The organism is Streptomyces sp. NPDC058525 (genome assembly GCF_042719495.1).
GTDB lineage: Bacteria > Actinomycetota > Actinomycetes > Streptomycetales > Streptomycetaceae > Streptomyces.
Genome location: NZ_JBHXNP010000061.1, coordinates 1 through 25,465, shown reverse-complemented (window position 1 = coordinate 25,465; position 25,465 = coordinate 1). Strand labels below are relative to the sequence as shown.

16 protein-coding genes and 3 pseudogenes are annotated in these 25,465 nt (G+C 74.4%); 4 read left to right on the top strand and 15 right to left on the bottom strand.

Features of this window, described 5'->3' with window-relative positions:
- Positions 1-97 precede the first annotated feature (97 nt).
- The 3 genes from ACFWP3_RS25980 (at position 98) to ACFWP3_RS25970 (ending at position 3,177) form a co-directional block, all read left to right on the top strand.
- On the top strand, positions 98-877 hold the full coding sequence (locus ACFWP3_RS25980) for an SDR family oxidoreductase (RefSeq protein WP_384225388.1): 780 nt from the start codon (positions 98-100) through the stop codon (positions 875-877).
- A gap of 29 nt (positions 878-906) precedes the next feature.
- Positions 907-1,407 carry a nuclear transport factor 2 family protein gene (locus ACFWP3_RS25975; protein WP_384225385.1) on the top strand — a complete coding sequence of 167 codons (501 nt, stop codon included), beginning with the start codon at positions 907-909 and terminating at the stop codon, positions 1,405-1,407.
- Positions 1,408-1,542: 135 nt separating this feature from the next.
- Positions 1,543-3,177, top strand: coding sequence for an alpha/beta fold hydrolase (locus tag ACFWP3_RS25970; protein WP_384225383.1), 1,635 nt, complete (start codon positions 1,543-1,545; stop codon positions 3,175-3,177).
- 10 nt (positions 3,178-3,187) lie between these two features.
- Here the strand turns inward: ACFWP3_RS25970 and ACFWP3_RS25965 are convergent, their stop codons facing one another.
- The 3 genes from ACFWP3_RS25965 to ACFWP3_RS25955 all read right to left on the bottom strand — a co-directional run bounded on the left by ACFWP3_RS25965 (position 3,188) and on the right by ACFWP3_RS25955 (position 5,299).
- Positions 3,188-3,604: a hypothetical protein gene (locus tag ACFWP3_RS25965; protein ID WP_384225380.1), complete on the bottom strand. Its 417-nt coding sequence runs from the start codon at positions 3,602-3,604 to the stop codon at positions 3,188-3,190.
- A gap of 196 nt (positions 3,605-3,800) precedes the next feature.
- Positions 3,801-4,238 (bottom strand): hypothetical protein, encoded by a 438-nt coding sequence (locus ACFWP3_RS25960; protein WP_384225378.1) that lies wholly within the window; start codon positions 4,236-4,238, stop codon positions 3,801-3,803.
- Positions 4,235-5,299 (bottom strand): MFS transporter, encoded by a 1,065-nt coding sequence (locus ACFWP3_RS25955; protein WP_384225376.1) that lies wholly within the window; start codon positions 5,297-5,299, stop codon positions 4,235-4,237. The genes ACFWP3_RS25960 and ACFWP3_RS25955 overlap by 4 nt, the downstream gene beginning before the upstream one ends.
- Before the next feature lie 427 nt (positions 5,300-5,726).
- Between ACFWP3_RS25955 and ACFWP3_RS25950 the strand changes: the two genes are divergently transcribed.
- Positions 5,727-7,331: a phospholipase gene (locus tag ACFWP3_RS25950; protein ID WP_384225373.1), complete on the top strand. Its 1,605-nt coding sequence runs from the start codon at positions 5,727-5,729 to the stop codon at positions 7,329-7,331.
- Between the two features lie 519 nt (positions 7,332-7,850).
- Here the strand turns inward: ACFWP3_RS25950 and ACFWP3_RS25945 are convergent.
- The 12 genes and pseudogenes from ACFWP3_RS25945 to ACFWP3_RS25890 form a co-directional block, all read right to left on the bottom strand.
- Positions 7,851-9,149, bottom strand: a complete 1,299-nt coding sequence (locus tag ACFWP3_RS25945) for a GNAT family N-acetyltransferase (RefSeq protein WP_384225370.1) — start codon at positions 9,147-9,149, stop codon at positions 7,851-7,853.
- Between the two features lie 219 nt (positions 9,150-9,368).
- Positions 9,369-9,629 (bottom strand): annotated as a pseudogene (locus tag ACFWP3_RS25940) (hypothetical protein); the annotation flags it as partial.
- 438 nt (positions 9,630-10,067) lie between these two features.
- Entirely contained in the window at positions 10,068-10,889 is an 822-nt protein-coding gene (locus ACFWP3_RS25935) for a M15 family metallopeptidase (protein ID WP_384225368.1), read from the bottom strand.
- Between the two features lie 172 nt (positions 10,890-11,061).
- On the bottom strand, positions 11,062-12,015 hold the full coding sequence (locus ACFWP3_RS25930; RefSeq protein ID WP_384225365.1) for a L,D-transpeptidase: 954 nt from the start codon (positions 12,013-12,015) through the stop codon (positions 11,062-11,064).
- Positions 12,016-12,188: 173 nt separating this feature from the next.
- Entirely contained in the window at positions 12,189-14,501 is a 2,313-nt protein-coding gene (locus tag ACFWP3_RS25925) for an FdhF/YdeP family oxidoreductase (protein ID WP_384225363.1), read from the bottom strand.
- Positions 14,502-14,678: 177 nt separating this feature from the next.
- A complete protein-coding gene (locus ACFWP3_RS25920; protein ID WP_384225361.1) occupies positions 14,679-15,233 on the bottom strand; it encodes a hypothetical protein in 555 nt (184 codons plus the stop codon).
- Positions 15,234-15,356: 123 nt separating this feature from the next.
- Entirely contained in the window at positions 15,357-16,931 is a 1,575-nt protein-coding gene (locus tag ACFWP3_RS25915) for an ATP-binding protein (RefSeq protein WP_384225358.1), read from the bottom strand.
- 38 nt (positions 16,932-16,969) lie between these two features.
- Positions 16,970-17,173 (bottom strand): annotated as a pseudogene (locus tag ACFWP3_RS25910) (helix-turn-helix domain-containing protein); the annotation flags it as partial.
- A gap of 10 nt (positions 17,174-17,183) precedes the next feature.
- On the bottom strand, positions 17,184-17,888 hold the full coding sequence (locus tag ACFWP3_RS25905) for a formyltransferase family protein (RefSeq protein WP_384225355.1): 705 nt from the start codon (positions 17,886-17,888) through the stop codon (positions 17,184-17,186).
- The gene (locus ACFWP3_RS25900; protein ID WP_384225352.1) at positions 17,885-22,729 is read right to left on the bottom strand and encodes an AMP-binding protein; all 4,845 of its coding nucleotides are present in this window, start codon (positions 22,727-22,729) and stop codon (positions 17,885-17,887) included. The genes ACFWP3_RS25905 and ACFWP3_RS25900 overlap by 4 nt, the downstream gene beginning before the upstream one ends.
- Positions 22,726-24,336 (bottom strand): NAD-dependent epimerase/dehydratase family protein, encoded by a 1,611-nt coding sequence (locus ACFWP3_RS25895; protein ID WP_384225350.1) that lies wholly within the window; start codon positions 24,334-24,336, stop codon positions 22,726-22,728. The genes ACFWP3_RS25900 and ACFWP3_RS25895 overlap by 4 nt, the downstream gene beginning before the upstream one ends.
- A pseudogene (locus ACFWP3_RS25890) lies at positions 24,321-25,465 on the bottom strand (hypothetical protein); the annotation flags it as partial. The gene ACFWP3_RS25895 and the pseudogene ACFWP3_RS25890, both read right to left, overlap by 16 nt.

Below are 25,465 nucleotides of genomic sequence, written 5' to 3'. Positions count from 1 at the left end.
GTCGGTGCGTCGCGGGCTGCCCAGACTCGGTGCTGCGAGCGGGGCGTACTCGAACTCATCTTGTCCCGCCGCCTTTTGACCGAGAGGGACAGCAGGGATGACAGACGCACAGGCACAGGCACAGGCACAGGCATACGCAGGCGCAGACGCGGGCAAGGTCGTGGCGGTCACCGGGGCGAGCAGCGGGATCGGGGAGGCGACCGCCCGCCGGCTCGCCGCCGACGGGCACCGGGTGTTCCTCGGGGCGCGCCGCACCGAGCGTCTCGACGCGCTGGCCGGCGAGATCACCGCCGGCGGGGGCAGCGCGGCGTACCGACGGCTGGACGTCACCGACGCCGCCGACGTGAACGCCTTCGTGGCCGCCGCCCGCGAGCGCTACGGACGGGTGGACGTGATGGTCAACAACGCGGGCGTGATGCCGCTCTCGCCGCTGGACGCGCTGCGGGTCGAGGAGTGGGACCGGACGATCGACGTGAACGTACGGGGTGTGCTGTACGGGATCGCCGCCGCCCTGCCCGTAATGCGGGCCCAGGGCGCCGGGCACTTCGTGAACGTCGCCTCCGTCGGCGCGTACGAGGTCTCGCCGACGGCCGCCGTGTACTGCGCGAGCAAGTTCGCCGTGCGGGCGATCTCGGAGGGGCTGCGGCAGGAGTCCCCGGACGGCAGCATCCGCGTCACGCTCGTCTCCCCGGGCGTGACCGAGTCCGAACTCGCCGACGGGATCGCGGACCCCGCCGCCAGGGAGGCCATGAAGGCCTACCGGGCGGTCGCGCTGCCCGCTGCCGCCATCGCGGCGGCCATCGCGTACGCCGTTTCCCAGCCCGCGCAGGTCGATGTCAACGAGATCGTGGTCCGGCCCGCCGGGAGTGCCCAGTGAACGGCCACACCGCTACGGAAGGCAGTGACGTGACCCGTGACATGACCCGTACGGCCTATGCCGCCGACGACTTCGCCGGTCTGGTGCGCAGGGTGCGGACCCTGGAGGACAAGGAGGCCCTGCGTGCGCTGATGATGCGCGGGTGGCGGGCGCTGGACCTGGGGGACTGGCAGGGCTGGGCCGGCTGCTGGGCCGAGGACGGGGTGCTGGAGTTCGGGCCGTGGGGGACGATCCGCGGGCGGGAAGCGATCCGGGCCAAGGTGGCGGATGCGGAAGCCGCGTACCCGGCCATGCAGCACCACATCCTCAACACGCACTTCGAGGTGTCGGGCGACCGGGCCACCGGCATCGGCTACATGTGGTTCGTGACCGATCCCGCGCCCGGGACGGCCGCCTCCCCGTATGCCATGGGCGGGCCGTACGACTGGGAGTTCCGCCGGGAGGCGGGGGGCTGGGTGCTGGTCCGGCAGACGCTGGGCGTCTGGTGGACCGAGGGCGAGGAGCCTCTCTTCGGCGGTGTGCGGGAATGAGCCGAGTCGTACGCCCCCGGTTGTAGTCGGGTGCTTCCTCTGGGGGTACGGGGAAGCAACTCCTGGTGGGACGACTCAGGCGGTGGGCGGCGGTTACGTTGGCGCCCGTTGCGCAACCAACGGAGGATCGCCGTTATGCAGACCCGTTCAGCTGATGACGTGCGCAGGCGAGTGGGGTGGCGGATATCCGGGATATCCCGGATATCCGTCGCCCTGGTCGCGGTGACCGCGCTCCTGGGGGCCGCGCCCCGGGAGGCCGCGGCCGTGGGGCCTCCCGGGGCCGTGGCTCCGCCCGTTCCCGTTCTGTCGTGGGGGCCGTGTGACGGTGCGGCGGACGGGTTCGAGTGTGCGACCGCCCGGGTGCCGCTGGACTACCGCGAGCCGACCGGGCGGACGATCCCGATCGCGGTCACCCGGCGGCTCGCGGCCGACCGCACGCAGCGCACCGGTGTGCTGCTGCTGCATCCCGGCGGACCGGGGAACTCCGGGGTGGACTTCGCCCGTAACAGCTACGAGGCGCTGCCCGCCTCCCTGCGCGACGCCTTCGACGTCGTCGGGTACGACATGCGCGGGGTGAAGCGCAGCGGGCAGGTGGAGTGCTGGAACGACCAGGAGTACACCGCCGCCGTCGACTCCGCGCGCGGTGTTCCCGGGCCGGGCGCGCTGCAGGGTGCCATCCGGCAGGGGCTGGAGTTCGCCACCGCCTGCCGGGAGCGGGCCGGTGACCTGGTGCCGTTCGTCGGCACCGGCTCGAACGCCAAGGACATCGACCTGCTGCGGCAGGCCCTGGGCGAGGAGACGCTGTCGTTCTACGGGCGTTCCTTCGGGAGCTACGTCGGCACCGTCTACGCCGCGCAGTTCCCGCGGCGCGTACGGGCCATGGTCCTGGACGGGGGCTACGATCCGCGGCGCTACGCCGACGTGCCGTACGCCTACGACGGGCCGCAGTTCGTGGCCCTGGACGCGGCGGTCGGGCGGTTCCTGGACTGGTGTGCGCGGGAGGCGGCCGCGTGCGGGTTCGGGGAGGGGCGGCCGCGGCAGGCGTTCGAGCAGCTCAAGCGGGCGCTGGACGCCGACCCCGTGATCACCGCGAGCGGGCGTCCGGCGACCGGGTACACCCTCGCCTACCGCCTGATGTTCAACATCAACGCGGGCAAGGTGATCTGGCCCGAGCTGGGGCAGGCGCTGCGGGCGGCGCAGGCACGGCAGGCGACGTTCCTGCTGTCTCCGCCCTCGCCGGCGTCCTTCGACTTCCTCAGCGTCAATCTGGCCGTCGAGTGCGCCGACCGGGCGTATCCGACCGACCGGGTGCTGCTGGGCGGGCTGGTCGGCGCCCATGTCGCCACCGCTCCGCTGCTGGGCGCCCCCATCGGCTTCGGGCCGCCGACGTACGACCACAACCACGCCCCGGCCTGCGCGCAGTGGCAGGCGGAGCGGCCGAGCCGGTACGAGGGCTCCTACCGGGCGGCGGGCTCCGCCCCGATCCTGGTGCTCGGCACGACGGGCGACCCGGACACCCCGTACCAGGACTCCGTGGCGCTCGCCGGGACGCTGGAGAACGGCCGGCTGCTGACCTTCGCCGCCGAGGGCCACACGGCGTACAACCGGAGCGCGTGCGTCAGCGCCTTGGTCACGGACTACCTGGCCGGCCTGGCCCTGCCCCCGCGGAGCACCGTCTGCGCGGACGAGCCCCCGCCGGGCTCGGTAGCCCTGCGCACGACGGACCTCACGGTCGACGAGACCCGCGACGTGATCCCGACCTTGCGCTGAGCGGCGCCGGCTACTGAACGGGGCCGCGGCCGAACTCCGGCCGCGGCCCCGCGCTCGTGTCGGGCTCCGCCGTGGGGATTGCGGCCTCGGCGGCGGCCTTGTCGAGGATGTGGCCGATCTCGGCGGCGATCGCCCGCGCCTCGGCGGGATCGGTGACGCGCGCCGCGCGGGCCTCCAGGCTGCGCAGGAGCGCGGCGAGGTAGGGGTGGCGTTCGATCGCCACGTACAGGGCCCACTGCCGCAGGAAACGGCGCATCGGCGCAGCACTGAACTGCTCCCGAGCGCGGGCGACAGCAGTAGCCCGTTCAGCGTCGAAGGTCGGCACGGCGTCCGGGGCGATCCGAGCCAGGGCGGCCCGCAGATCTTCCGCGGTCGCGGCCGGCTGGGGGACGCTGCCGCCGGGGGAAGGTTCAGGAGCGGTGCTCACGCCGCCTCCACTTCGTCGGTTGCCGTGGCACGCCGGTGAGCTGCCGCCAAGGTCGAAACGTGTTGGCGGGACCAGCCGACACGGGCCGCGACGGCGCTTCTCCTTCCCTGTTCCGGGATCGGGCGCTGCGCCAAGCCCGCGGCCTCTGCCGGGCCTGATGCCCGAGCCCCGGACGGCCGGGGCTCGGTCGTCAGGTCTACGGGTGTCCTGTGAGGGAGCGCAGGCGGCGGTGTTCGAGGGCGGTGGCGAGGGCGTAGGCGCCGCCGCCTGCGAGGGCGAGGGTCCAGAAGAAGGCGGGGGCGTCGAGCCAGAGCGCCGCGGTGGAGGTCAGGGCCAGCCGGACGCCGAGGCCGTAGTGCAGCACGTTCCGGCGTACGGCGCCCTCGGCGATGTAGAGCAGGCCGACGATGAGGCCGGATCCGGCGGGCCACAGGACCGACTGGAGTTCCGGCGCGTCGAGTACGGACGTCAGGCCGGTGATCGCGAGGAACAGGGCGGTGAACCCGGCGATCCAGGCGGCGCCGAGGAGTCGGGCGGAGAGGACCTCCGAGGTGGTGGCCCCGTGCTGGGCCCGGAGCGCGGCGAGGGTGGCCAGGACGGTGCCGGCGGCGAGGCCGGCCCCGAGAAGGGTCATGGGGAGCCAGCCGGGGAGGCCGAGCGGCCGACCAGGACGCTCGCTCCGAGGACGTCGGCGAGGTAGCTGCCGTCGGCGCTGATCCGCGACAGCCACAGCAGTCCGGCGGCTTCGACGACCAGGGCCGCGGTCACCGTCGCGGTGGGGCCGATGCGCCGGGAGATACGGGGCCCCGCGACGGCTCCGAGCATGTTGGCCACGGCGAGGGGGAGCTGGCCGGCGCCGGTGGCGAGCGGGCTCATGCCGAGCACTTGTTGCTGGTAGAGGGGGAGGAAGAAGAACAGCGCGATCCATACCGAACCCAGGAGCGCCATCAGCAGGTTGCCCGCGGCGACGCGGCCGGTGGCGAACAGCCTCGGCGGTATCAGGGCGTCCGGTCGGCGGCGCTCGATGAGGGCGAAGGCGGCGAGCAGCACGGCGGCCGCGATGAGGGCGCCGAGTACCCCGGGGTCCGTCCAGCCGGCGCCGCGTGCGCTGGTCAGTGCCCAGACCAGGCAGGTCAGGGCGAGGGTGACGGTCGCAGTGCCGAGCAAGTCGAAGCGGCCGTGCTCGCGGCCGGCGGCCCGGGGTACGAGCGCCGCCACGGCGGTGAGGACGAGCACGGCCCCGAGGGCGGTGATGTGGAAGACCCAGGGCCAGCCCCAGGCCTGGGTGAGAACGCCGCCCAGCAGGACGCCGGCCGCGCCGCCCGCGCCGGAGACCGCTCCCCACACCCCCAACGCCCTGCCGCGGGAGGGGCCGGGCGGGAACAGGTCCATGGTCAGGGCGAGCGCGGCCGGGGCGATGGCGGCCGCTCCCAGGCCCTGCACGGCGCGGGCGGCGACCAGTACGCCCGGGGAGGGGGCCAGTCCCGCCGCCAGGGAGGCTGCCGCGAACACGGCGAGGCCCGCGATCAGCAACCGGCGCCGGCCCAGCAGGTCGGCCGCCCGGCCCCCGGCCAGCAGCAGCGCCCCGAACGCCAGACCGTAGGCATTGACCACCCACGCGGTGCCACGGTCCGACAGGCCCACCCCGGCCCGGATCTGAGGCAGCGCCACGTTCACGATCGAAGTGGCCAGCATGACGGTGAACTGCGCCGCGGCCAGCGCCGCGAGCGCGGCCCCGGGGGCGGGGTGGGGCGGCCGGGCGGGACAAGGCGGCCTGCTTGTCCTTCGTACGTCCAAGGTTCATGGCGCACAGACTCGTGTCGGGCGGTGCCCACGTTCCATGGCCGGCGGAGGCGGGGACTGTCCACTGCTGTCCGCGCCTGTCCACTCGGCTCGGTCACGTCGCGATCGTGCACGGGAGTTCCGTGCGGCAGGGCCTCCGGGGCACAACTCGACCTAAAGCGGGCCGAATTGGGATGGCCAGAACCCGCTCTCGGTGAGTGAACAGACGGCTACCTATTGGTAACTTGCGCAAGTCGATCAAGGTCGGAGGCGTGGTCGGCCACGCTCCTGCCCGACTCGGCCCCTGTCCTGCCCTGCCCTGCCCAGTCAAGGAACCACATTGGCACGCACTGCCCGTACGACGGCCCTCGCCTCCGCCCCGGCCCTCGCACTCGGTCTCTCCCTCCTCGCCGCCGCTCCCGCCTCCGCCGCGGACGCGCCCACCCCCCACCTGGACTCGGTCGAGCAGACCCTGCGTCAGGTCTCGCCGGGCCTGGAGGGTTCGGTGTGGGAGCGCACCTCCGGCAACCGGCTCGGGTCCTCCGCGCCCGGGGGCGCCGACTGGCTGCTCCAGACGCCCGGCTGCTGGGGCGACGCCGCGTGCGCCGACCGGCCCGGGACGCGCAGGCTCCTGGAGAAGATGCGCCAGGACATCGCCGGGGCCCGGCAGACCGTGGACATATCGACGCTGGCGCCCTTCCCCAACGGCGGCTACCAGGACGCGATCGTCGCGGGCCTCAGGGAGTCCGCCCAGAAGGGCAACCGGCTCAAGGTGCGCATCATGGTGGGCGCCGCGCCCATCTACCACTCCACCGTGATCCCCTCGTCCTACCGGGACGAGCTGCTCACGAAGCTCGGCCCGGCCGCCGCGGCCAACATCACCCTGAACGTGGCCTCGATGACCACCTCGAAGACCGCGTTCTCCTGGAACCACTCCAAACTGGTCGTCGTGGACGGCGGTTCGGTCATCACCGGCGGCATCAACAGCTGGAAGGACGACTACCTGGAGACCACCCACCCGGTCGCCGACGTCGACCTCGCGCTGTCCGGGCCCGCCGCGGGCTCCGCCGGCCGCTACCTGGACACCCTGTGGGACTGGACCTGCCGCAACAAGAGCAGCTGGAGCTCGGTGTGGTTCGCGGCCTCGCCCGGCGCGGACTGCATGCCCTCCCTGCCCCGGCCCGCCTCCCCGGAGGGCGGCGGGAACGTGCCCGCGCTCGCCGTCGGCGGCCTCGGCGTGGGCATCCGACAGAACGACCCCGCCTCCTCCTTCCGCCCGGTGCTGCCCACGGCCGGCGACACCAAGTGCGGGGTCGGGCTGCCGGACAGGACCAACGCGGACCGGGACTACGACACCGTCAACCCGGAGGAGAGCGCCCTGCGCGCCCTGGTCTCCAGCGCGACCTCGCACATCGAGATCTCCCAGCAGGACATCCACGCCACCTGCCCGCCGCTGCCCCGCTACGACGTACGCCTCTACGACGCCCTCGCCGCGAAGCTCGTCGCCGGAGTGAAGGTCCGCATCGTCGTGAGCGACCCGGCGAACCGCGGCACGATCGGCAGCGGAGGCTACTCGCAGATCAAGTCGCTCTCCGAGGTCAGCGACGCCCTGCGCGGCCGGGTGGCGGCCCTGACCGGTGACGGCGGCCGGGCGCGGACCGCCCTGTGCGAGAACCTCCAACTGGCCACGTTCCGCGCCTCCGACGCGCCGACCTGGGCCGACGGCATGCCGTACGCCCAGCACCACAAGCTGGTCTCGGTCGACGGATCGGCCTTCTACATCGGCTCCAAGAACCTGTACCCGTCCTGGCTCCAGGACTTCGGGTACATCGTCGAGAGCCCGGCCGCGGCCGCACAGCTGAAGAGCGACCTGCTGGACCCGCAGTGGCGCTACTCGCAGGCCACCGCGACGTACGACCACACCCGCGGCCTCTGCCAGGACTGACGGCCGGCACGGGGCCGCCCTCCGCGCTCTACGCGGCGGCGTACCCGCCGGAGACCTGGTTCTGGCTGGCGATCGAGAAGGCGGTGGAGCGCTCGGACATCCCGTGGACGCACATCCGGCCGTCGGCCGTCATGGGCGCCGTCATCGAGGGGACCTACCCGGCGACGGGGTCGGACTGGCCTGAGAGCATCGCCGGCGCCCTCGGCCGTGACATCGGCACGGCCGAGCTGGCACCGGACGAGAGCCGGGCTCGGTGGCTTGCCCCGCTGGTCCGAGCTTCCGCCGCGCGCCGGACGGGGGTCAACGGGCCCGGCCCGCCGCGGACAAGAGGTGTGAACGCGAAGGGCCCGGTGTGAACGCGGCCGGACGGGGCCGGGCAGTGCGAGCGCGGGGCACGGCACGCGCGTCCGCAGGTGGCGAGTGAATGTTCCTCACCACGTGACGCGGCCCCGGGCCCGCTCTCCGAGGGAAGAGCGGGCCCGGGGCCGGGGTCGGCCGGTGCGCGGGCGCACCCGGGGGTCAGAGGCGCGGCAGCAGCGAGCGGCAGAAGGCGAACGGCATCCACGGGGCCGCGGCCGAGGAGAACGCGGCCGTCGCGGAGGCGAGGGCTCCGGGGCGGTGGGCGCGGACCCGGCCGGCCGCGGCGAGTTCCGTGAAGGTGACCCCGCCGAGGTAGGCCGACCCGAGGGCGGCGGCGTCCAGCGTGAGGTCGGGGGCGTCGTGGGTGCGGGTGCACACGGCCCCCTCGCCGTCCCCCGTGAGCCGCCAGCGGCCCTGGTTCCAGGGTGCGAATCCGTCCCCGACCTCCAGCACCATGTCGATCGGCGCGGCGTACGTGCGCGCGCACAGGGCCCGGGGGACGTCCACCAGGCGGACGTACAGGCTGTCCAGGACCGTGGGGGTGCAGTGGCGTACGTCCGACACCATGTGGAGGAGGGCTTCGTCGGCGGGGCGGTTCGGGGCGATGACGCGCGAGGTGAGGTCGGTCTCCAGGATGAACCGCCACAGGGCCGCGTACGCGCGGGGGTCTTCGGCCTCGATGTCCCGGACCCGGACGGTGCCCTCGGCCGTGTTCGTCCTGGACCACTCGACAGCGACCGAATAGCGGGCGTATCCGGCGACCTTGCCGTCCACGCGGGCGATGACGCACTCCACCGGGGCGGAGCTCTCCCGCCAGGCCGGCGGGTCGAGGAGCGGCACGAGTTCCCAGCCGTTCTCGCGCGCCATCATCCCGGGGCGCTGCGGCAACAGGCGGGCGTAGAGCTCCTCGCACGCGTCGAGGGCCTTGTACGGGTCCTCCAGGGACAGGTGGACCTCGTCGCTGTCGACGGGCGGCGTGGCGAGGCGGACGCGACGCGACGCGATGTCGAGGGAGAGCTGACGGGCCGCCATGCCGTAGCCGAACCGTCCGTAGATCGGGGCTTCGGAGGCGGTCAGGACGGCGAGCGGCTCGCCCGCGCGCTGGAGCGAGTCGAGCTGTTGCCGCATCAGGGCGGTGAGGACGCCGCGGCGTCGGCGGACCGCCTGGACGCTGACCATGCTCACGCCGGCGGTGTCCACGATCCGTCCGCCGGGGACGGACATGCGGAAGGAGAAGGTTCCCGCGGTGCCCACGATGGCGCTGCGGTCGCGCACGACCAGGCAGCGCCGCGGCTCTCCGAGGCTCCCCCACAGGGCGGTGACCTCGTCGGGTTCGGGCTCGTGGAAGGCGCCGAGCACGGCCGCGTAGAAGGGCTGCCACTGGTCGGGGGGCAGGGCCTGCACGTCCCAGTCGGGCAGCGGGCAGCCGTGCGTGACGAGTTCGCCGGTGGGTGACATCTTCGGCACCTTCCTGATCTTCCGGTGGTTTCCGCCCATCTCTAGCAACCGGAATCAGGTGTTCAAAGGGGGCGGGACAGCTTCACGCCACCCGACCATGCCATGGATTGCGCCAGAACAACTCCAACCCACCCTGGATATCGAAGAAACAACGGCCGGTTCAACCATTGATTCAGGGTGGGGGTGGGCTGGTTCTTTGGCCTGAAGTGCGCCGGACGCTCAGATGACCACGACCGCCTCGGGACCGGAGTCCGGCTCGAAGCGGATGAGGACCGACTTGTACGCCGGGGTGTTGCTGATGTCCGACGTGTGGTCGAGCGGAACCAGGACCGTGGCCTCCGGCATGTAGGCGGCGGCGCAGCCGCGCGCGGTCGGGTAGGCGACGACCTTGAAGTGGGCGGCCCTGCGCACGCGGCCGTCGTGGACTCCTCGGTAGCGGTCGTCGAGGCCGTAGATGGTGGTGTTGTACTGGTCGTGGGAGGCCTCCTCCACGCGGGCGTACGGCTCCTTCCGCTCAACCGGCTGGGCGGGCTGTGGCGGGAACACCGGGGCGAGGCGGTGATCCTCGTGGTCACGGCGGGCGCGATCGCGACGGTGGGCATGTTCGAGGGGGTCCTCGCGGGCCTGGCCCTGTTGGTGGCCCACTGCGCCTGGCGGAATTCAACGAAGGACGGACCAATTCTAGGACCAGCAGCCTTGCTGGAGGCCGTCCAAAGGACCCCGCGCGAGGGACCAACGCCCAGGCCGAAGGTGTGTGGCCCGCTGCCCGAGGCCACGTAGTTCTTCCACGCCCGCCGGCCCGGGTGCCGCGGTGCTTCTGCCCCATGGTGCGGCGCCTGAACCTGACCGCTGGACGGCTGCACGCCACCGCCGCCTCGCTGTCGGCCGTGGGGTGCGGGCCTGCGGAGGAAGGCCGGTTCAGCCGGCCAGGCTCAGGCTGCGCTTGGACACGGGGAAATCGAAGTAGGTGTCGGGGAAGGGTTCGCCGCGCAGGGTGTAGTGCCACCACTCCTCCGGCAGGTTCTTGAAGCCCGCCGATTCGAGGGTGCTCTTCAGGAGGAGTCGGTTGGCCTTCTGCTCCCCCTGGATCCGGGGGTCGAGGGTATGGGAGAGGGTGTCGAAGCAGTCGTAGCCGGTGCCCATGTCCACGGAGTTGTCCGGCGCGCGGTCCTTCTGGGCGGCGTAGCAGGGGATGAGCGGCCGGTCCGGATCGTAGGGCGGGACGGGACGGGCGGGGAGCTTGACCAAGGTCAGGTCCACGGTGCTGCCCCTGCTGTGGCCGGACCGCTCGGCGATGTAGCCGTCTTCGAACAGGCGGCTCTTGTCGACCCGCGGGTAGAACTCGTCCTTCATTGTCTGGTCGTCGAGGTCTTTGGCCCACGCGACGAAGTGGTCGACAGAGCGTTGCGGCCGGTAGCAGTCGTAGACCTTGAGGGAATAGCCCTGGAGCAGCAGGGAGCGCTGGGCGCGTTGCAGGGCATGAGCCGCCGGTCGGGTGAGGATGCAGGTCGGCTGGAGGTAACCGTTGATCGGCTCGCCGACGAAGTTGTTCGGCGTGTGGTAGCGGATCTCCTGGCGGATGGTCGGGTCGACGTCGCTGAGCGCGACGAACCCCCTGGCTGGTTTGGGAACCGTCACTGGTGTGGACGCAGGATCGGACGGGGGCGCGGCGGCGGACACGCCGACGACGACGGCAGCGGACAGGACTGCCGCACGTACGGTACGAGCGAGGACGGACATCCTCCCATTGAGCCCGCCGCCACACGGCCCTGGCCAGTCGTCTTTCGGTGACACGCTGCGGGATGTGGCGAATTCGCGTGTGTCGGCAGTCCCTGGCGGCTCCAGGAGCTCGGTGGAAACGTCGCCGTACCGGATTCCGGGCAGGGGCCGCTGTCCCATCGGCGGGTCGCTGTCAGGCGTGATTCGCGCTCAGTGCCTGCCACTGCTCCCAGGTCGTGTTCCAGTCTGCGTAGCCATTGCCCGCACCTCCCAGAGGGCCGGTGGCGTCCTTGCCCTGGATGGTGACGACATCACCCAACTGAGAGTTTTCAAACAACCATTTGGCGTTGGTATCGGACATGCCGACACAGCCCGCGCTGGTGTTTTTCTTCCCCAGGTCACCCTTCTCTTCCGCCCAGGGCGCGGCATGGAGATAGCCTCCGGTGTCGGTGAAACGCATGGCCCACTGCACCAGGGTGTCGTACTCCTTCGGACCGCCCACCGACTCCGATGTCATCCGGACCTCCTTCTCCCGGGTCTTGACAACGAATATCCCTGGGCGTGACGCGCGGTCCTTGACAGGCTCGCCACCAGTCATCGGGAACGTCTTCACCTTCCGACCGTCCTGGGTCACGGTGAGAGTGTGCTTGTCCAGATCGGCCAGCATCCGCTGGTCGCGGCCGATGGTGAAGGCGCGGTCGAGGGTGCGGGTGAAATGCCCGTCGCCAGGGTCCACCACCGTGAGGTCTCCCTGCACCCGGACCTTGGTGCCCGGCTTCCAGTAGTCCTTGGGGCGCCAGTCCAGACGGTCGTAGCCGGTGGGAGTCTTGACCCAGCCCCAGGAGCCTTCGGTGTTGTTGTCGGTGGTCACAGTAGTGGTCACAGTAAGGGCCTTCTCCACAACGGCCTTGTTCTTCACAGGCTTGCGGAACTCGAGGGACACCGGGTGGCCCACACCAACCGTTTTCCCGTTGCCAGGGGTCAGGTCGAAGTCAAGTTCCGGACCGGTGGTGACCTTGGCAGGCGCGCTCGGCTGCGGGCTCGCGCCAGATGTGGCCCCCTTCGCCTTTCCCTCGTCCCCGGCACCGGTTCCCGCATCACCGCCTCCGCCCCGGCAACCCGCCAGGAGCAGTGCCGCCGCGGCCACGACGGCAGCGGACGCACGGACGGACGCACGAGAGCGGTGAACGCAGGAGCGGCGGACATGGCGGGAGATGCTTCGCCATGCTGCCGGCCGGCAAGGAGATCACCCTCACCAATCACGACGCCACGGCAAACATCGGGGTGCATCCCCCCTCTAGAGGGGGGATGCACCGCGTTTCAGATGACCACGACCGCCTCGGGACCGGAGTCCGGCTCGAAGCGGATGAGGACCGACTTGTACGCCGGGGTGTTGCTGATGTCCGACGTGTGGTCGAGCGGAACCAGGACCGTGGCCTCCGGCATGTAGGCCGCGGCGCAGCCGCGCGCGGTCGGGTAGGCGACGACCTTGAAGTGGGCGGCCCTGCGCACGCGTCCGTCGGGCCATTCGGAGACCAGGTCCGTGTACGCGCCTTCGGCGAGGCCGAGGCCCTCGATGTCCGCCGGGTTGACCAGGACGACCCGGCGGCCGTCGTGGACTCCTCGGTAGCGGTCGTCGAGGCCGTAGATGGTGGTGTTGTACTGGTCGTGGGAGCGCAGGGTCTGCAGCAGCAGCCGGCCTTCGGGGATGTGCGGGACGACCATGTCGTTGACGGTGAAGTTGGCCTTGCCGGTGTGCGTGGGGAAGGTGCGGGTGTCGCGCGGTGCGTGCGGCAGGGCGAAGCCGCCGGGCGCGCGGACGCGGGCGTTGAAGTCCTCGAAGCCGGGTACGACGCGTGCGATGCGCTCGCGCAGGCGGTCGAGGTCGACGCCGAACTCCTCCCAGGGCACGTCGTCGTCGGGGCCGAGGGCGGCGCGGGCCATCGCGCAGACGATGGACGTCTCCGAGCGGAGCTCCGGCTCGCCCTTCAGCCGTCCGCGCGAGGCGTGGACCAGGCCCATGGAGTCCTCGACGGTCACGAACTGCGGGCCCGCCTCCGTGCGGTCCTCGTCCGAGCGGCCGAGCGTCGGCAGGATCAGGGCGCGCTTGCCGGTGACAAGGTGCGAGCGGTTGAGCTTGGTGGATATCTGCACGGTGAGGGCGCAGCGGCGTACGGCGTCCTCGGTCACGGGGGTGTCGGGGGCGGCGGCGACGAAGTTGCCGCCCATGCCGACGAAGATCCCCACCTTGCCGTCGCGCATGGCCTTGATCGCGTTGACCGAGTCGTAGCCGTGCCGGCGGGGCGAGGTCAAGCGGAACTCGGCGTCGAGCGCCGCGTGGAACGCCTCCGGCATCCGCTCGAAGATGCCCATGGTGCGGTCGCCCTGGACGTTGGAGTGGCCGCGTACGGGGCAGACGCCGGCGCCGGGGCGGCCGACGTTCCCGCGCAGCAGGAGGAAGTCGACGACCTCGCGCAGGGTGGGCACGGAGTGCTTGTGCTGGGTGAGTCCCAGCGCCCAGCACACGATGACGCTCCCGGACTCCAGGACCATCCGCGCGGCCTGCTCGATCTGTTCGCGGGGCAGCCCGGTGGCGGTGAGGACCTCGTCCCAGTCGGTGGTGCGGGCGTCCTTCTCCCACTCCTCGAACCCGAGGGTGTGCTCCTCGATGAAGGAGCGGTCCAGGACGGTGCCGGGGGCGGCGTCCTCGGCCTCCAGGAGCAGCAGGTTCAGGGCGCGGAACAGGGCCAGGTCGCCGCCGGCCCGGATCTGCAGGAACAGGTCGGCGAGCTTGGTGCCGGAGCCGACGACGCCGCGCGGGCGCTGCGGGTTCTTGAAGCGTTCCAGGCCCGCTTCGGGCAGCGGGTTGACGCTGATGATCCTGCCGCCGTTGTCCTTGGTCTGCTCCAGGGCGGCCATCATCCGGGGGTGGTTGGTGCCCGGGTTCTGGCCGGCGACGATCACCAGGTCGGCGTGGTGGATGTCGTCCAGGGAGACGCTGCCCTTGCCGACGCCGAGGGTCTCGACCAGGGCCGAGCCGGTGGACTCGTGGCACATGTTGGCGCAGTCGGGCAGGTTGTTGGTGCCCAGCCGGCGGGCGAAGAGCTGGAGTGCGAAGGCGGGCTCGTTCGGGGTGCGTCCGGAGGTGTAGAAGACGGCCTCGTCGGGTGAGCCGAGGGCGGCGAACTCCTCGCCGATGATCTCGAAGGCCCGTTCCCAGCCGACGGGCGCGTAGTGGGTGGCGCCCTCCTCGAGCAGCATGGGGTGGGTGAGGCGGCCCTGCTGCCCCAGCCAGTAGCCGGAGCGGCCCAGCAGGTCGGCGACGGCGTGCCGGGCGAAGAACGCGGGCGTGACCCGTCGGCGGGTGGCCTCCTCGGCCACGGCCTTCGCGCCGTTCTCGCAGAACTCCGCCTTGTGGATCTTGCCCTCTTCGGGCCAGGCGCAGCCCGGGCAGTCGAACCCGTCGTGCTGGTTGACCCGCAGCAGGGCGCGGGCCCCGCGTACGACGCCCATCTGCCGCTGCGCCATCCGCATCGCGTTGGTCACCGCGTGCACGCCCACCGCGTGGTGCGGGGGCGGGCTGATGCGCGGGCTGTCCTGGACGGGATCGGGCCCGGGGGCGCGGCCGGTCATGGTGCTGCTCCTCTGGTGTCGGCGCTGCCCCGCCGCGGGCTCACGGGCCCGGGGGATCTCAGCCCTCCCACGCTACGGCGGCGGCCGGGGCCGCCGAACGGGCCGGAGGTAGGGCCGTACGCCTGCCGAACGGCCGTGCGCGGCGCGCCGAAAGTCCATCGGCCCGGCCGGGACCGCTCACGGCGGGGGCGCGGCCTGGTGTGCCGGGACCGCGATCGACTGGGGGCCGCAGCGCAGGGGCCAGCCCTTGTCGGAGGCGTTCCCCGTGCGCACGCTGGTTTCGTGGACCTTGACGATCACCTGGTCGGGCGGGACGTCGCTGAGCGTCTTGGCATGGGCCAGGGTGCAGACGATCTGGCTCAGGGCCGTGATGTCGAGTTCGCCGGTGGCCACCGCCAGGGGGAGGTACACGTCGACGGAGCCGGTGCCGGCCGGGGCGACCGGGGGCTTGGGCAGCGGGGGCACGTGGTTGGCCAGGCCCCGGGCCCGTTCGTTCGCGGTCGGTCCTTCCAGCAGCAGGTCGAGGACCTGCTGCGGGGCGGCCGTGCCGGTGGCGGGGCGGGAGGCCTGCCGGATGCCGTACGGGCTGGCGAAGTACAGCCGTACGGGTCCTGCCCCGTCCCCCGCCATGACGGCGGTCGCGGGTCCGCCCTCGGGCACCGGGCCGGTGGGGGTGATGCCGCAGCCGGTGAGCAGCGCGGCCAGCAGGGCCGCCGCGAGCGGGGCGGGCACGGGTGGCGGCCTGCCGGGGCGCGTACGGCCGGCCCGGCGGGTACGGGGCCGCCCTGAGGGTACGGGGCGCCCGGAGGGTACGGAGCGCCCGGCGGGTACGGGGTGGTGGTGCGGGCGTACGGGTCATTCGGGGTCCTGGGAGAGGGGCAGCGTCAGGGTGAACAGGGCTCCGGAGCCAGGGGCGTTGACGGCGGTGAGCGTGCCGCCGTGCAGCCGGGTGTTCTCGGCGGCGATGGCCAGTCCGAGGCCGCTGCCCTCGGAGCGCGACCGGGCCGAGTCGGCCTTGTAGAAGCGGTCGAAGACGTGCGGCAGCGCCCCGGGCGCAATGCCGGGGCCGGTGTCCTCGACGGTGAGCACGGCCTGCGCGGTCCCGGGACGGACGCGGCCCCGTACGGTGACGGGCGGGCTGCCGTGGTGCAGGGCGTTGCCGATCAGGTTGGAGAGCACCACGTCGATGCGGCGGGTGTCGATCCGTACCGGCAGCGCCTCGGGCAGGTCGGTGACGATCCGCGGGTCGTCCGTCCAGCCGCGCAGCCTCAGGGTGGTGGCGAGGGCGGTGCGCAGGTCGGTGTGCTCGGCCTGGAGCTCGGCCCGGCCGGCGTCGAAGCGGGCCACCTCCATCAGGTCCTCCACGGTCCGGGCCAGCCTCCGCGTCTCCCCCGCCACCAGCCGTACGGCGTCGGCCGTGTCCGGTGGGAGCGTTCCGGAGTCGGCGTCCTCGTCCAGGACTTCCGTGACGGCCGTCATCGCGGCGAGCGGGGTGCGCAGCTCGTGGGCGACGTCGGCGGAGAAGCGGCGGGCGTTCTCCTCCAGCCGGCGCAGTTCCGTCTCGTTGCCCTGGAGTTTGGCGGCCATTGTGTTGAAGGTGACGGTGAGCTGGGCGAGTTCGTCGTGGCCGGTGACGTCGAGACGGGTGTCCAGGCGCCCGGCCGCGACCTGCTGCGCACCGTGGCGCAGGCGCCGGACCGGGTGCAGGACCCGCCGGGAGGCGAGCAGTGCGGGGACCAGCGCCAGTGCGAGCGCGGGCACGATGCCGACCTGGGCGGCGGTGACCAGCGCGGCGATGTCGGCGGCCTGCTCGGTCAGCGGGAAGACGGCGTACACCCGCAGGTCCGCGAGCTGTTCGCCGGCTGCGGGGGCGTCGGCGGACTCGGTCTTCCGGTCGGTGTCGGCGCTCACGGACTCGTTGCCGGACCCGCTCCCGGACTCGTTCCCGGACCCGTTGCCGGACCCGTCTCCGGACTCGCTCCGGGTGGCGGCGAGCGGGACGCCGACCGCGAGCCAGGGGTGCCCGGCGTGCTCGAAGCGCTGGTACGCCGATTCCCGCCCGTCCCGCCCGTCCCGCACGGTGGCCACGAGCGCGCCGGGCACCGCCGGTGGTGCGTCCGTCGCGCCCTGGGCGGCCGCGCCCGTCACGGGCGGCGCGTCCCCGTACGCGGTGGTGGTGGTCCAGCCCCGCGAGCCGCCCGCCAGATCCAGCTGGCGAACGAGGGTCCGCAGGTCCTCGGCGGTGGGCGGCATCCGCAGATCGGGAGCCAGGGAGCCGAGCTGGGCGCGCAGGTCCCGCAGGGCCGTGCTCTGGGTCCTGTCCAGGGTGGCCGCGCGGGCCTGGCCGAAGGTGAGCGCGGCGGTCAGCAGGGAGCCGAAGGCGGTGGCGAGCAGAAAGGCGATGACCAGGCGGGTACGGAGCCCGCGCACGGCCCGGAGCCGGCGGGGGCCGGAGGCGGCCGTACGGCTCACAGGGGACCGAACCGGTATCCGAAGCCCCGTACCGGCTGGACGTACACCGGCCGGCGGGGGTCGTCCTCGATCCGGCCGCGCAGCCGCATCACGCAGGCGTCGACCAGGCGCACGTCACCGTGGAAGGTGTACTCCCATACGCGCTCCAGCAGATCCTGCCGGTTGTAGACCCGGCCCGGGTGGCCGGTGAGGAAGAGCAGGAATGTCGTTCTAGGCCCGTGCGGACAGGCGCAGCAGGGCCCGGTTGACCTCGGGGGCGTGGGGGGCGAAGGCGCCGAGGTCGGTGGCGCGGGCGAAGGCGGGGTGGTCGCGGTAGGCGGCGAGGCGGTCCAGGGCGCGCAGGCCGTAGTAGCCGGACGGTTCCGGCGTGGCCGCGGTGTGGGTGGGGTGGGCCGGGTGGGCGGTTCCGGTGGCTGCGGCCGGGAGGATCCGCTCGAACAGGGTGTGGCAGGCGCGGATGCCGCGGAGCATGACCTGGTGGTAGCGGTCCTCGGGGCCGATGCCGAAGCGGTGTTCGGCCAGGACCGGGCCGGTGTCGATGCCGGCGTCGACCTCGTGGGCGGTGGCCCCGTACTCCGGATCCCCGTGCAACAGGGCGAACAGGACGGCCACGGAGGGCAGCCCGCGGTGCCGGGGCAGCAGCCCGTTGTGGATGTTGACGATGCGCAGGCCGTGGGCCCGGAGCAGGGGCTCGCGGAAGATCTGGCCGTTGTTGACGGACCAGACGATGCCATCGGTGCAGGCCCGGGCCAGCGTGCGGGCGTGGGCGTTGACGTCGGCCGCCGCCAGGTGGGGCGCGCCGGCGGCCGCGGCGTCCAGCGGGTCGGCGGAGCAGACCAGGTCGACCGGGTGGCCTCGGGTGGCCGCGTGGGTGACGGCCCGGCGGAGCAGGGCTCCTTCTCCTACGAAGATCATGCGGCGGCCTCCTCGCGGGCGGCGGCGGCCAGGTGGGCGCAGAGCCGGCCGAGCGTCAGGTCCCGTACGAGGCGGTCGAGACGGTCCGTGAAGCGGCGGGCCTGGGCGGGGGTCAGCAGGTCCGAGGAGACGGCGGTGACCATCTCGACGAGGGCCAGCGAATCGCCGCCGAGGGCGTGGAAGTCGGAGTCCGGCGACAGCAGTGTGCCGTCGACGCCGAGGATCTCCGCCCAGTGGTGCCGGACGCGCGCCTCCAGCGTGGTGACGGGTGGTGTGGGTGTGGTGCGGGCGAAGGGGTCGGGGAGGGCGTCGAGGTCGGTTTTGCCGCTGACCGTGCGGGGCAGGGCGTCGACCACGGTCACGTGGGCCGGGACGAGGTGCGGGGGGAGGGTGCGGGTGAGCTCCGTGCGCAGGGTGCCGGCCAGGTCGGGGTGGGCCGCGGGGCCGCCGGCGGGTGGCAGTACGTACGCGCAGAGCACGTACGCCGTGGAGTGCGGGCGGCGGCGGGGTACGACGACGGCGCGGTGGACGGCCGGGTGGGCTTCGAGGGCGGCGACGACCTCGGCGGGCTCGACGCGGTGCCCGGCGATCTTGACCTGCCCGTCGATGCGTCCGGCGAACTCGATGGCGCCGCCGGGCAGTCGGCGGCCGAGGTCGCCGGTGCGGTAGGTGCGGACGCCGTCGGGGGCGGTGGTGAAGGGCGAGGGGTGGGCCGGGGACGGTTCGTCGGCGGCGGGGTGCAGGTAGCCGCGGGCCACCTGCACGCCGCGTACGACGATCTCGCCGGTGCGGCCGGTGTCGTCCGGGCCGGAGCCGATGGTCTGGCCGTCGTCTGCGATGAGGTCGACCTGGGCGTACGGGCCGGGCAGGCCGATCGGGACGGTGGCGCCGGTCTCGGTGCCGTCCACGGTGTGGGCGAGCACGGCGACGGTCGCCTCGGTGGGCCCGTAGCCGTTGATCAGGCGGCAGCCGGACCCGAAGGCGGCGTGCGCGGACCGTACGGCGGCGGGGGTGAGGGGCTCGCCGCCGAGCAGCAGGGTGCGGAGCGGGAGCGGCGCGGGGGCGGCGCTGGCCGCGGGGGCGGGGGCTGCGGGGGCGGGGGCTGCGGGGTCGGAGCTGGTCGCGGGGTCGGAGCTGGCCGCGGGGGCGGCGGCTGCGGGGGCGGCGGCTGCGGGGGCGGCGGCTGCGGGGCCGGAGCTGCCTGCGGGGGCGACGCTGGCCGCGGGGCCGGCGCTGCCTCCGGCGGCGGGGGCGGCGGCTGCGGAGCCGGAGCTTCCTGCGGGGCCAGAGCTGCCCGCGGGGCCGAGGAGGGCCAGGTGGGAGGGGGTCAGCGCCAGGGTGTCCGCGCGGTGTTCGGTGACGAGTGCGCGGAGGGTGGCGGGCGAGGGCGCGCCGGGGGCGAGGACGGCCGTACCGCCGGCCGACAGCGGCAGGAAGAGGGGGAAGCAGGAGATGTCGAAGGCGTAGGAGGAGGCGAAGCCGAAGCGGGTGCGGTCGGTGACCCGGCAGACGGCGGTCATCCAGCGGACGAAGCCCATGAGACTGCCGTGCTCGATCTGCACGCCCTTGGGGCGGCCGGTGGAACCGGAGGTGTGGATGACGTACGCGAGGTCGCCTGCGGCGGGCCGTACTTCCGCTGCGGTGGCGATGGCTCCGTCGAGGAGGTCTTCGACGGTGAGGAGGGTTCCGGGGACGAACGGGGCCAGCTCCCCGGCAAGGTGTCGGGTGGTCAGGCAGAGGGCGGAGCCCGATCCCTGGAGGATCTCCCGGATGCGGGCGCCGGGGTGGTGGGGGTCGAGCGGTACGTAGGCCGCGCCCGCCTTGAGGATGCCCCACAGGGCGCACACGCCGGCCGGCGTACGGTCGACGACGAGTCCGACCAGGTCCTCGCGCCCCACCCCGCGCCATCCGAGCCCGGCTGCGATCGCGTCGGAGCGGCGGTCGAGTTCGGCGTACGTGACCACGCCCTCGGGCCCGTCGAGCGCGGGCGCGTCGGGAGTACGGGCGGCCTGCGCGCGGAAGGCGTCCACGACGGTGAGCTCGGCGGCGGCCGGGTGCGCAGCCGGGCCGGTCGGCGTCTGGGGGGCGGGGGCCGAGCTCCGGGGGGCGGGGGCCGAGGTCCGCGGGGCGGGAGCCGAGGTCCGCGGGGCGGGGGTCGGCGAGGCGTGGGTCGGAGTCGGCGAGGCGGGGGTCGCGGTCGGAGTCGGGGTTCGCGGGGCGGGAGTCGGGATCGGGGCCGGGGTCGGGGCTGCCGGAGCCTCGGGGGGCTCCGGGTGGAGGGACGGCTCGGAAGCGGTGGCCAGCCCGGTGCCGGAAGCCGGGCCAACTGCGGGCGGCAACGCCTCGACTGCGCCGCCCTCCTCCTCCGCCACCGCCCCGGCATCCGACCCACCCTCCGACCCGCCGCAGAACCCGGCCAGGCCCCTGCCGGTACCCGGCCCGATGCCAGAAGCCGGGCCATCTGCGGGCAGCAACGCCTTGGCTGCGCCGCCCTCCTCCTCCGCCGCCCCTGCATCCGACCCACCCTCCGACCCGCCGCAGAACCCGGCCAGGCCCCTGCCGGTACCCGGCCCGATGCCGGAAGCCGGGCCAACTGCGGGCGGCAACGCCTTGACTGCGCCACCCTCCTCCTCCGCCGCCGCCCCTGCATCCGACCCACCCTCCGACCCGCCGCAGAACCCGGCCAGGCCCCTGCCGGTACCCGGCCCGGTGCCAGAAGCCGGGCCATCTGCGGGCGGCGACGCCTCGACTGCGCCGCCCTCCCCCGCCGCCTCCGCCTCCGCCTCGGCCCGGAGGCCGGCCAGGGCCGTGTCCAGCAGTCGGGCCGCGCGCGCCGCGAGGTCCCGGCCCGCGCCGCGGACGCCGAGCGTTATCTCGGTGGCGTCGCCGGTCTCGGCGGCGACCAGGGAGAGCGGGACCAGCGGGGCGTGCACCGGGAGCGCGTACACCGTGGACGCGGTGAACCCGCCGCCGGAGAAGTCCGCCGGGTCCAGGCGGCCGAGGTGGGAGACGACGGCCGAGGCGAGGTGGCGGTCGGTACGGAGCGCCGCGGCCTGGGCGGCGCGCAGCAGGGCGGCGGTCACGGGCAGCGGCAGCGGGGCGAGCGCCGACTCGAACCCGACGGCCAGTTCGCGGTTCTCGGCCAGCGCGGTCAGCAGGCGGCTGTGCGCTGCCGTCCAGTCCTCGCCGGGGCGCAGGTCCAGGAACAGCGGCAGGCTCAGGTTGCCGGTGGCGGCGATCCCGGGGCGGTGGCGGCGCAGGTCGACCGGGACCATGACCCGGGTGTCGAGCCGGGCGGCGTCGGCCAGGGCCTGGGCGAGCCGGGCGGTGAGCGCGGGGTACCGGCCGGGCAGCGTACGCCGCAGCCACAGCGTCCGCACGGCGCGGCTGCCGCCGCCGCTGCGCTTGGCGGGGCGGGTCGGGCGGCCGCCACCGCTGGCAGACGCGAGTGGGCGGCTGCCGCCGTTGGCCGTGCCGGGCAGGCCGCGGACGCCCCTGACGCGGTCGGGCGAGAGGCTGTCGCCGTCGCCGTCGGCGGTGCCGGGCGGGCGGGCGCCACCGTCCGCGGGGACGAGTGCGCGGGTGCCGCCGTTGGCCGCGCCGAGCGCGCCGCCGACGCCCCTGGCGGGGTCGGGCGAGAGGCTGTCGCCGTCGGCGGGGCCGGCCGCGCGGGCGCCACCGTCCGCGGGGACGAGTGCGCGGCCGCCGCCGTTGGCCATGCCGGGCACGCCGCCGACGCCCCTGACCGGGTCGGGCGGGAGGCTGTCGCCCTCGGCGGGGCCGGCCGCGCGAGCACCACCGTCAGCGGGCGCGAGTGCGCGGCCGCCGCCGTTGGCCATGCCGAGCGCGCCGCCGACGCCCCTGGCGGGGCCCGGCGGGAGGGCGGCGCCGTGCGGGGAGTTGGCAGTGCCGACACCCCTGACTGGGTCGGGCGGCAGGCTGTCGCCGTCGGCGGGGGCGGGCGGGAGGCTGTCGCCGTCGGCGGGGCCGGGCGGGGGGGCGTCGCCGTCCGCGGGGGTGAGTGCGCGGCTGCTGCCGTTGGCCACGCCGAGCGCGTCGCCGACGCCCCTGGCGGGGGCGGGCGGGAGGGCGACACCCTGCGCGGAGTCGGCCGCGCCGGCGCCACTGGCGGGGGCGGGGGCGCCGCTGCCGTCCGCAGGTACGCGCGCGAGCCCGTCGCTGTCGGCATCGCCGCCGTACGCGGCGCCGGGCGCCCGGCCGCCGTTCGGCGGGCCGAGCGGGGAGCGGCGGGGCGGGGTCGGGGTAGGGCGGTGGGTGGGGTGGGTGGGGTGGGCGAGGTGGTGGAGGAGGTCGGTGTCGGTGGTCGGGTCGAGGGCGGGGCGGGGCGGTTCGCCGCGGAGGGCGCGGAAGACCTCCCGGACCCAGGTCAGCGCGCCGTGGCCGTCCATCACCGCGTGCGAGGCGCTGAAGGTGAGGGTGGTCGGACTCGCGTCCGTGCCGGGCACGATCAGGACTTCGCAGCCCGGCGGTTCCGTTCGGCGTGAGGGTCCGGCGGGTGACTGGACCGTGCCCGGCGCCGAGTCGGTGGACGTGTCGCCGGCGCGTGGTGCGTCGTACCGCACCCTCGGCACCGGGCCCTCGGCGGTCCACACCGCCCCGGTGCGCACGAGCCGCGAACCCGGGCAGGCCTCGGCGGCCTGGGCCAGGGCCGCCTGGAAGTGCCGGCGGTCGGGCACCCCGTCGCCCTCGACGACGATGCGCAGGGCCATGGCCCCTCGGGCGTCGCCGGCGGCGAGGTAGAGGCGCTCGGTGGGCGACACCGGGCGCCGGTAGGGGGTGGCGGCGGTGTCGGCGCCGGTGCCCGCCTGACGGGAGGTCATGGCTGCGTGGTCCCTTGTTCGGTGGGGTCGGGTGCGGTGCGTGGCAGTGCGGAGCAGGAGGGTTCAGCGGAATCGGTGGTGGTGGCGGAGGCGGCGGAGGCGTCCGCTCCGCCGACAGAGGCCGGTGACCCGGAACCGGCCGGACCGCCGGAAGAGGCCGGGCCGCCGGAAGAGGCCGGGCCGCCGGAAGAGGCCGGTCCGCCGGAAGAGGCCGGGCCGCCGGAAGAGGCCGGTCCGCCGGAAGAGGCCGGTCCGCCGGAAGAGGCCTGTGCGCCGACAGACACCGGGCCACCGCCGGAAGAGGCCGGTGACCCGGGACCGGCCGGGCCGCCGGAAGAAGGCTGTGCGCCGACAGACACCGGGCCGCCGCCGGAAGAGGCCGGGCCGCCGACAGAGGCCGGACCGCCGGTAGAGGCCCGTGCGCCGGAAGAGGCCGGTGCGCCGGAAGAGGCCGGGCCGCCGGAACCGGCCGGAGCGGACCGGGCGGCGGGCCACGCGGACCGGGCCGCGGGGCGCGCCGCCCGGTGGGCGGGCCGTGCGGCCGGACCGGCGGTCCAGGCCGTCACGCCGCCCGTCGCCGTCACCCACTCGCGCAGTGCGCGCAGCCCGTCGGCCTGGGTGCGCGGGGCCGCGTAGCCGAGGTCCGTGCGGGCGGCGGTGGTGTCGTACGTCGCCGAGCGGGTCAGCAGCGCCATCATGTAGCGGCTCAGGGGCGGGCTTTCGTCCGTACGGCCGCCCGCTGACCCGCGGCGGCGCAGGTGCCAGCCCGTCTCGACCGCCGCGGCCATCGCGCGGCCGAGGACGAGCGGGATGCGCGGGGCGGGCGGCGGGCAGTCGAAGAGGGCGCCGACCCGGGCCAGGAACGGCCACAGGTCCGTCTCCTCCCGGTCCCCGACGAAGTAGGCCCTGCCGCCGACCCGCCCGGCGGGGGCGAGCGCGGCCCGCAGGCAGGCGTCCACCGCGTTGTCGACGTGGCACAGCGACACCAGGACCCGTTTGCCGCCGGAGAGGTCCGGCAGCCGGCCCGCGCGCATCGCGGCGACCATGCGCGGCAGGAATCCGGCGTGGTCGCGCGGCCCCCAGATGCCGCGCGGGCGCACGGCGCACGTGGTGAACTCCGGCCCGTCCCAGGCCCGTACGTACTGCTCGGCGATCGCCTTCGTCTCGCAGTAGAGGTTGAACCAGCGCTCGGGGTACGGGGCGCTCTCGTCGATGCCGAGCCGGTCGCCCTCCCGTACCCGCATCAGCGCGCTCGGGCTGGAGACGAACACGAACCGCCGCGCCCCGGCCGACCGCGCGGCCGCCAGCAGCCGCAGCGTGCCGGTGACGTTGGCGGCCTCGAACTGCGCGCGGCTGCCGTGGTCGACGACCCGCGCCGCGCTGTGCAGCACGGCCTCGCAGCCGTCGGCCGCCCGCCCCAGCGAACCGCCGTCGGTGAGGTCGCCGGTGACAACCTCGACGCCGGGCAGGCCGCGCAGCCGTACGGCGTCGCCGCCGGGCCGTACGAGGGCGCGGACCTGATGGCCCTCGCGCAGGGCGCCGTCGACCAGGTGCCCGCCCAGGAATCCGGATGCCCCGGTGACCAGGATCCTCACAGGGACCGCCACCAGGTCGCGCCGTAGAGCATGGTGCGTCCGACCACGTGGGCGGTGCCGTGTCCCGCGGCCCGGCCGCGCGGCAGCGCGAGCGGGATCTGTGCGGCGTGGACGCCGACGCTGAGGAAGGCGTCGGCCCACCAAAGCCACGTCAGCACCGGGAGGTCGGGTACTCCCGCGGTGGCCGCCCACACCGCCCCGCCGACGAGGTACGCCCATCCGGCGAGCGGTACGATCCGCAGCGCCCGCCGGCCGGGGGACGACGCGGGCCGGGTCAGCCGGCGCTCGGCCCAGCGGGCCAGCTCCTCGCGGCCGATCTTGGCGTTGTGCCGGATGTCGACGGGGAACCCGGGGTGGCGCAGGAACTCCTGGAGGCCGGTGGTCGGGGCGTGGGCCTCGGCCATCGTGCGGAGTTCGGCGACCAGTTCCGTCCATGCCGCGGCGTCGTCGGGAGGTGTTCCGGTCGTCCCGGTACCGGTCTCCAACTCCACGCAGACGACGGGCTGTTGTGCTCCTGACGGGCCGATGCCGACCAGGGCGGTGCGCCGGACGAGGGGGTGGGCGTTGAAGACCCCCTCGCAGCGCACGGTGTGCAGGTCCCGGTAGGCGGTGCGGACCCGCTGCGCGGCGCGCCCGCAGAACCAGAGCCGCCCCTCGTCGTCGAGACGGCCGAGGTCGCCGGTGCGGTGCCAGAGCCGGGGGGCTTCGCCTTCGGGGCGTTCCTCGGTCACTTTGTGCGCGGCGTCGGAGTGCGGTGCGCGGTGGTAGCGCGGGCTGACGGAGTCGCCGTGGACCAGGATCTCGCCGACGCGCCCGGCGGGCAGGGCGGTCGTGGAGTCCAGGCGGGCGAGCGGGCCGTCGGTGACGGGGGCGATGAGGACGCGGGTGCCGGGGACGGGCCGGCCGACGCAGGTCCCTTCGCCGGCGGCGGCGCGGACGGCGGTGCCGCGGACGGCGGCGCCGCCGGGCTGGTGGGCGTCAGGCCGGTGGGCGTCAGGCCGGTGGGCGTCAGGCCCGTGGACGCCGGGCCCATAGGCGCCGGTCCCATGGGCGCCGGGCCCATGGGCGCCGGGCCCATGGGCGCCGGGCCCATGGGCGCCGGGCCCATGGGCGCCGGGCCCATGGGCGCCGGGCCCATGGG

Excerpts from the sequence above, each read along its gene's own strand:
- ACFWP3_RS25945 (WP_384225370.1), bottom strand. The coding sequence starts at position 9,149 with ATGTCACCCACCGGCGAACTCGTCACGCACGGCTGCCCGCTGCCCGAC.
- ACFWP3_RS25960 (WP_384225378.1), bottom strand. The coding sequence starts at position 4,238 with ATGACCCTTCTCGGGGCCGGCCTCGCCGCCGGCACCGTCCTGGCCACC.
- ACFWP3_RS25900 (WP_384225352.1), bottom strand. The coding sequence starts at position 22,729 with ATGACCTCCCGTCAGGCGGGCACCGGCGCCGACACCGCCGCCACCCCC.
- ACFWP3_RS25935 (WP_384225368.1), bottom strand. The coding sequence starts at position 10,889 with ATGTCCGTCCTCGCTCGTACCGTACGTGCGGCAGTCCTGTCCGCTGCC.
- ACFWP3_RS25955 (WP_384225376.1), bottom strand. The coding sequence starts at position 5,299 with ATGCTGGCCACTTCGATCGTGAACGTGGCGCTGCCTCAGATCCGGGCC.
- ACFWP3_RS25925 (WP_384225363.1), bottom strand. The coding sequence starts at position 14,501 with ATGACCGGCCGCGCCCCCGGGCCCGATCCCGTCCAGGACAGCCCGCGC.
- ACFWP3_RS25905 (WP_384225355.1), bottom strand. The coding sequence starts at position 17,888 with ATGATCTTCGTAGGAGAAGGAGCCCTGCTCCGCCGGGCCGTCACCCAC.
- ACFWP3_RS25970 (WP_384225383.1), top strand. The coding sequence starts at position 1,543 with ATGCAGACCCGTTCAGCTGATGACGTGCGCAGGCGAGTGGGGTGGCGG.
- ACFWP3_RS25980 (WP_384225388.1), top strand. The coding sequence starts at position 98 with ATGACAGACGCACAGGCACAGGCACAGGCACAGGCATACGCAGGCGCA.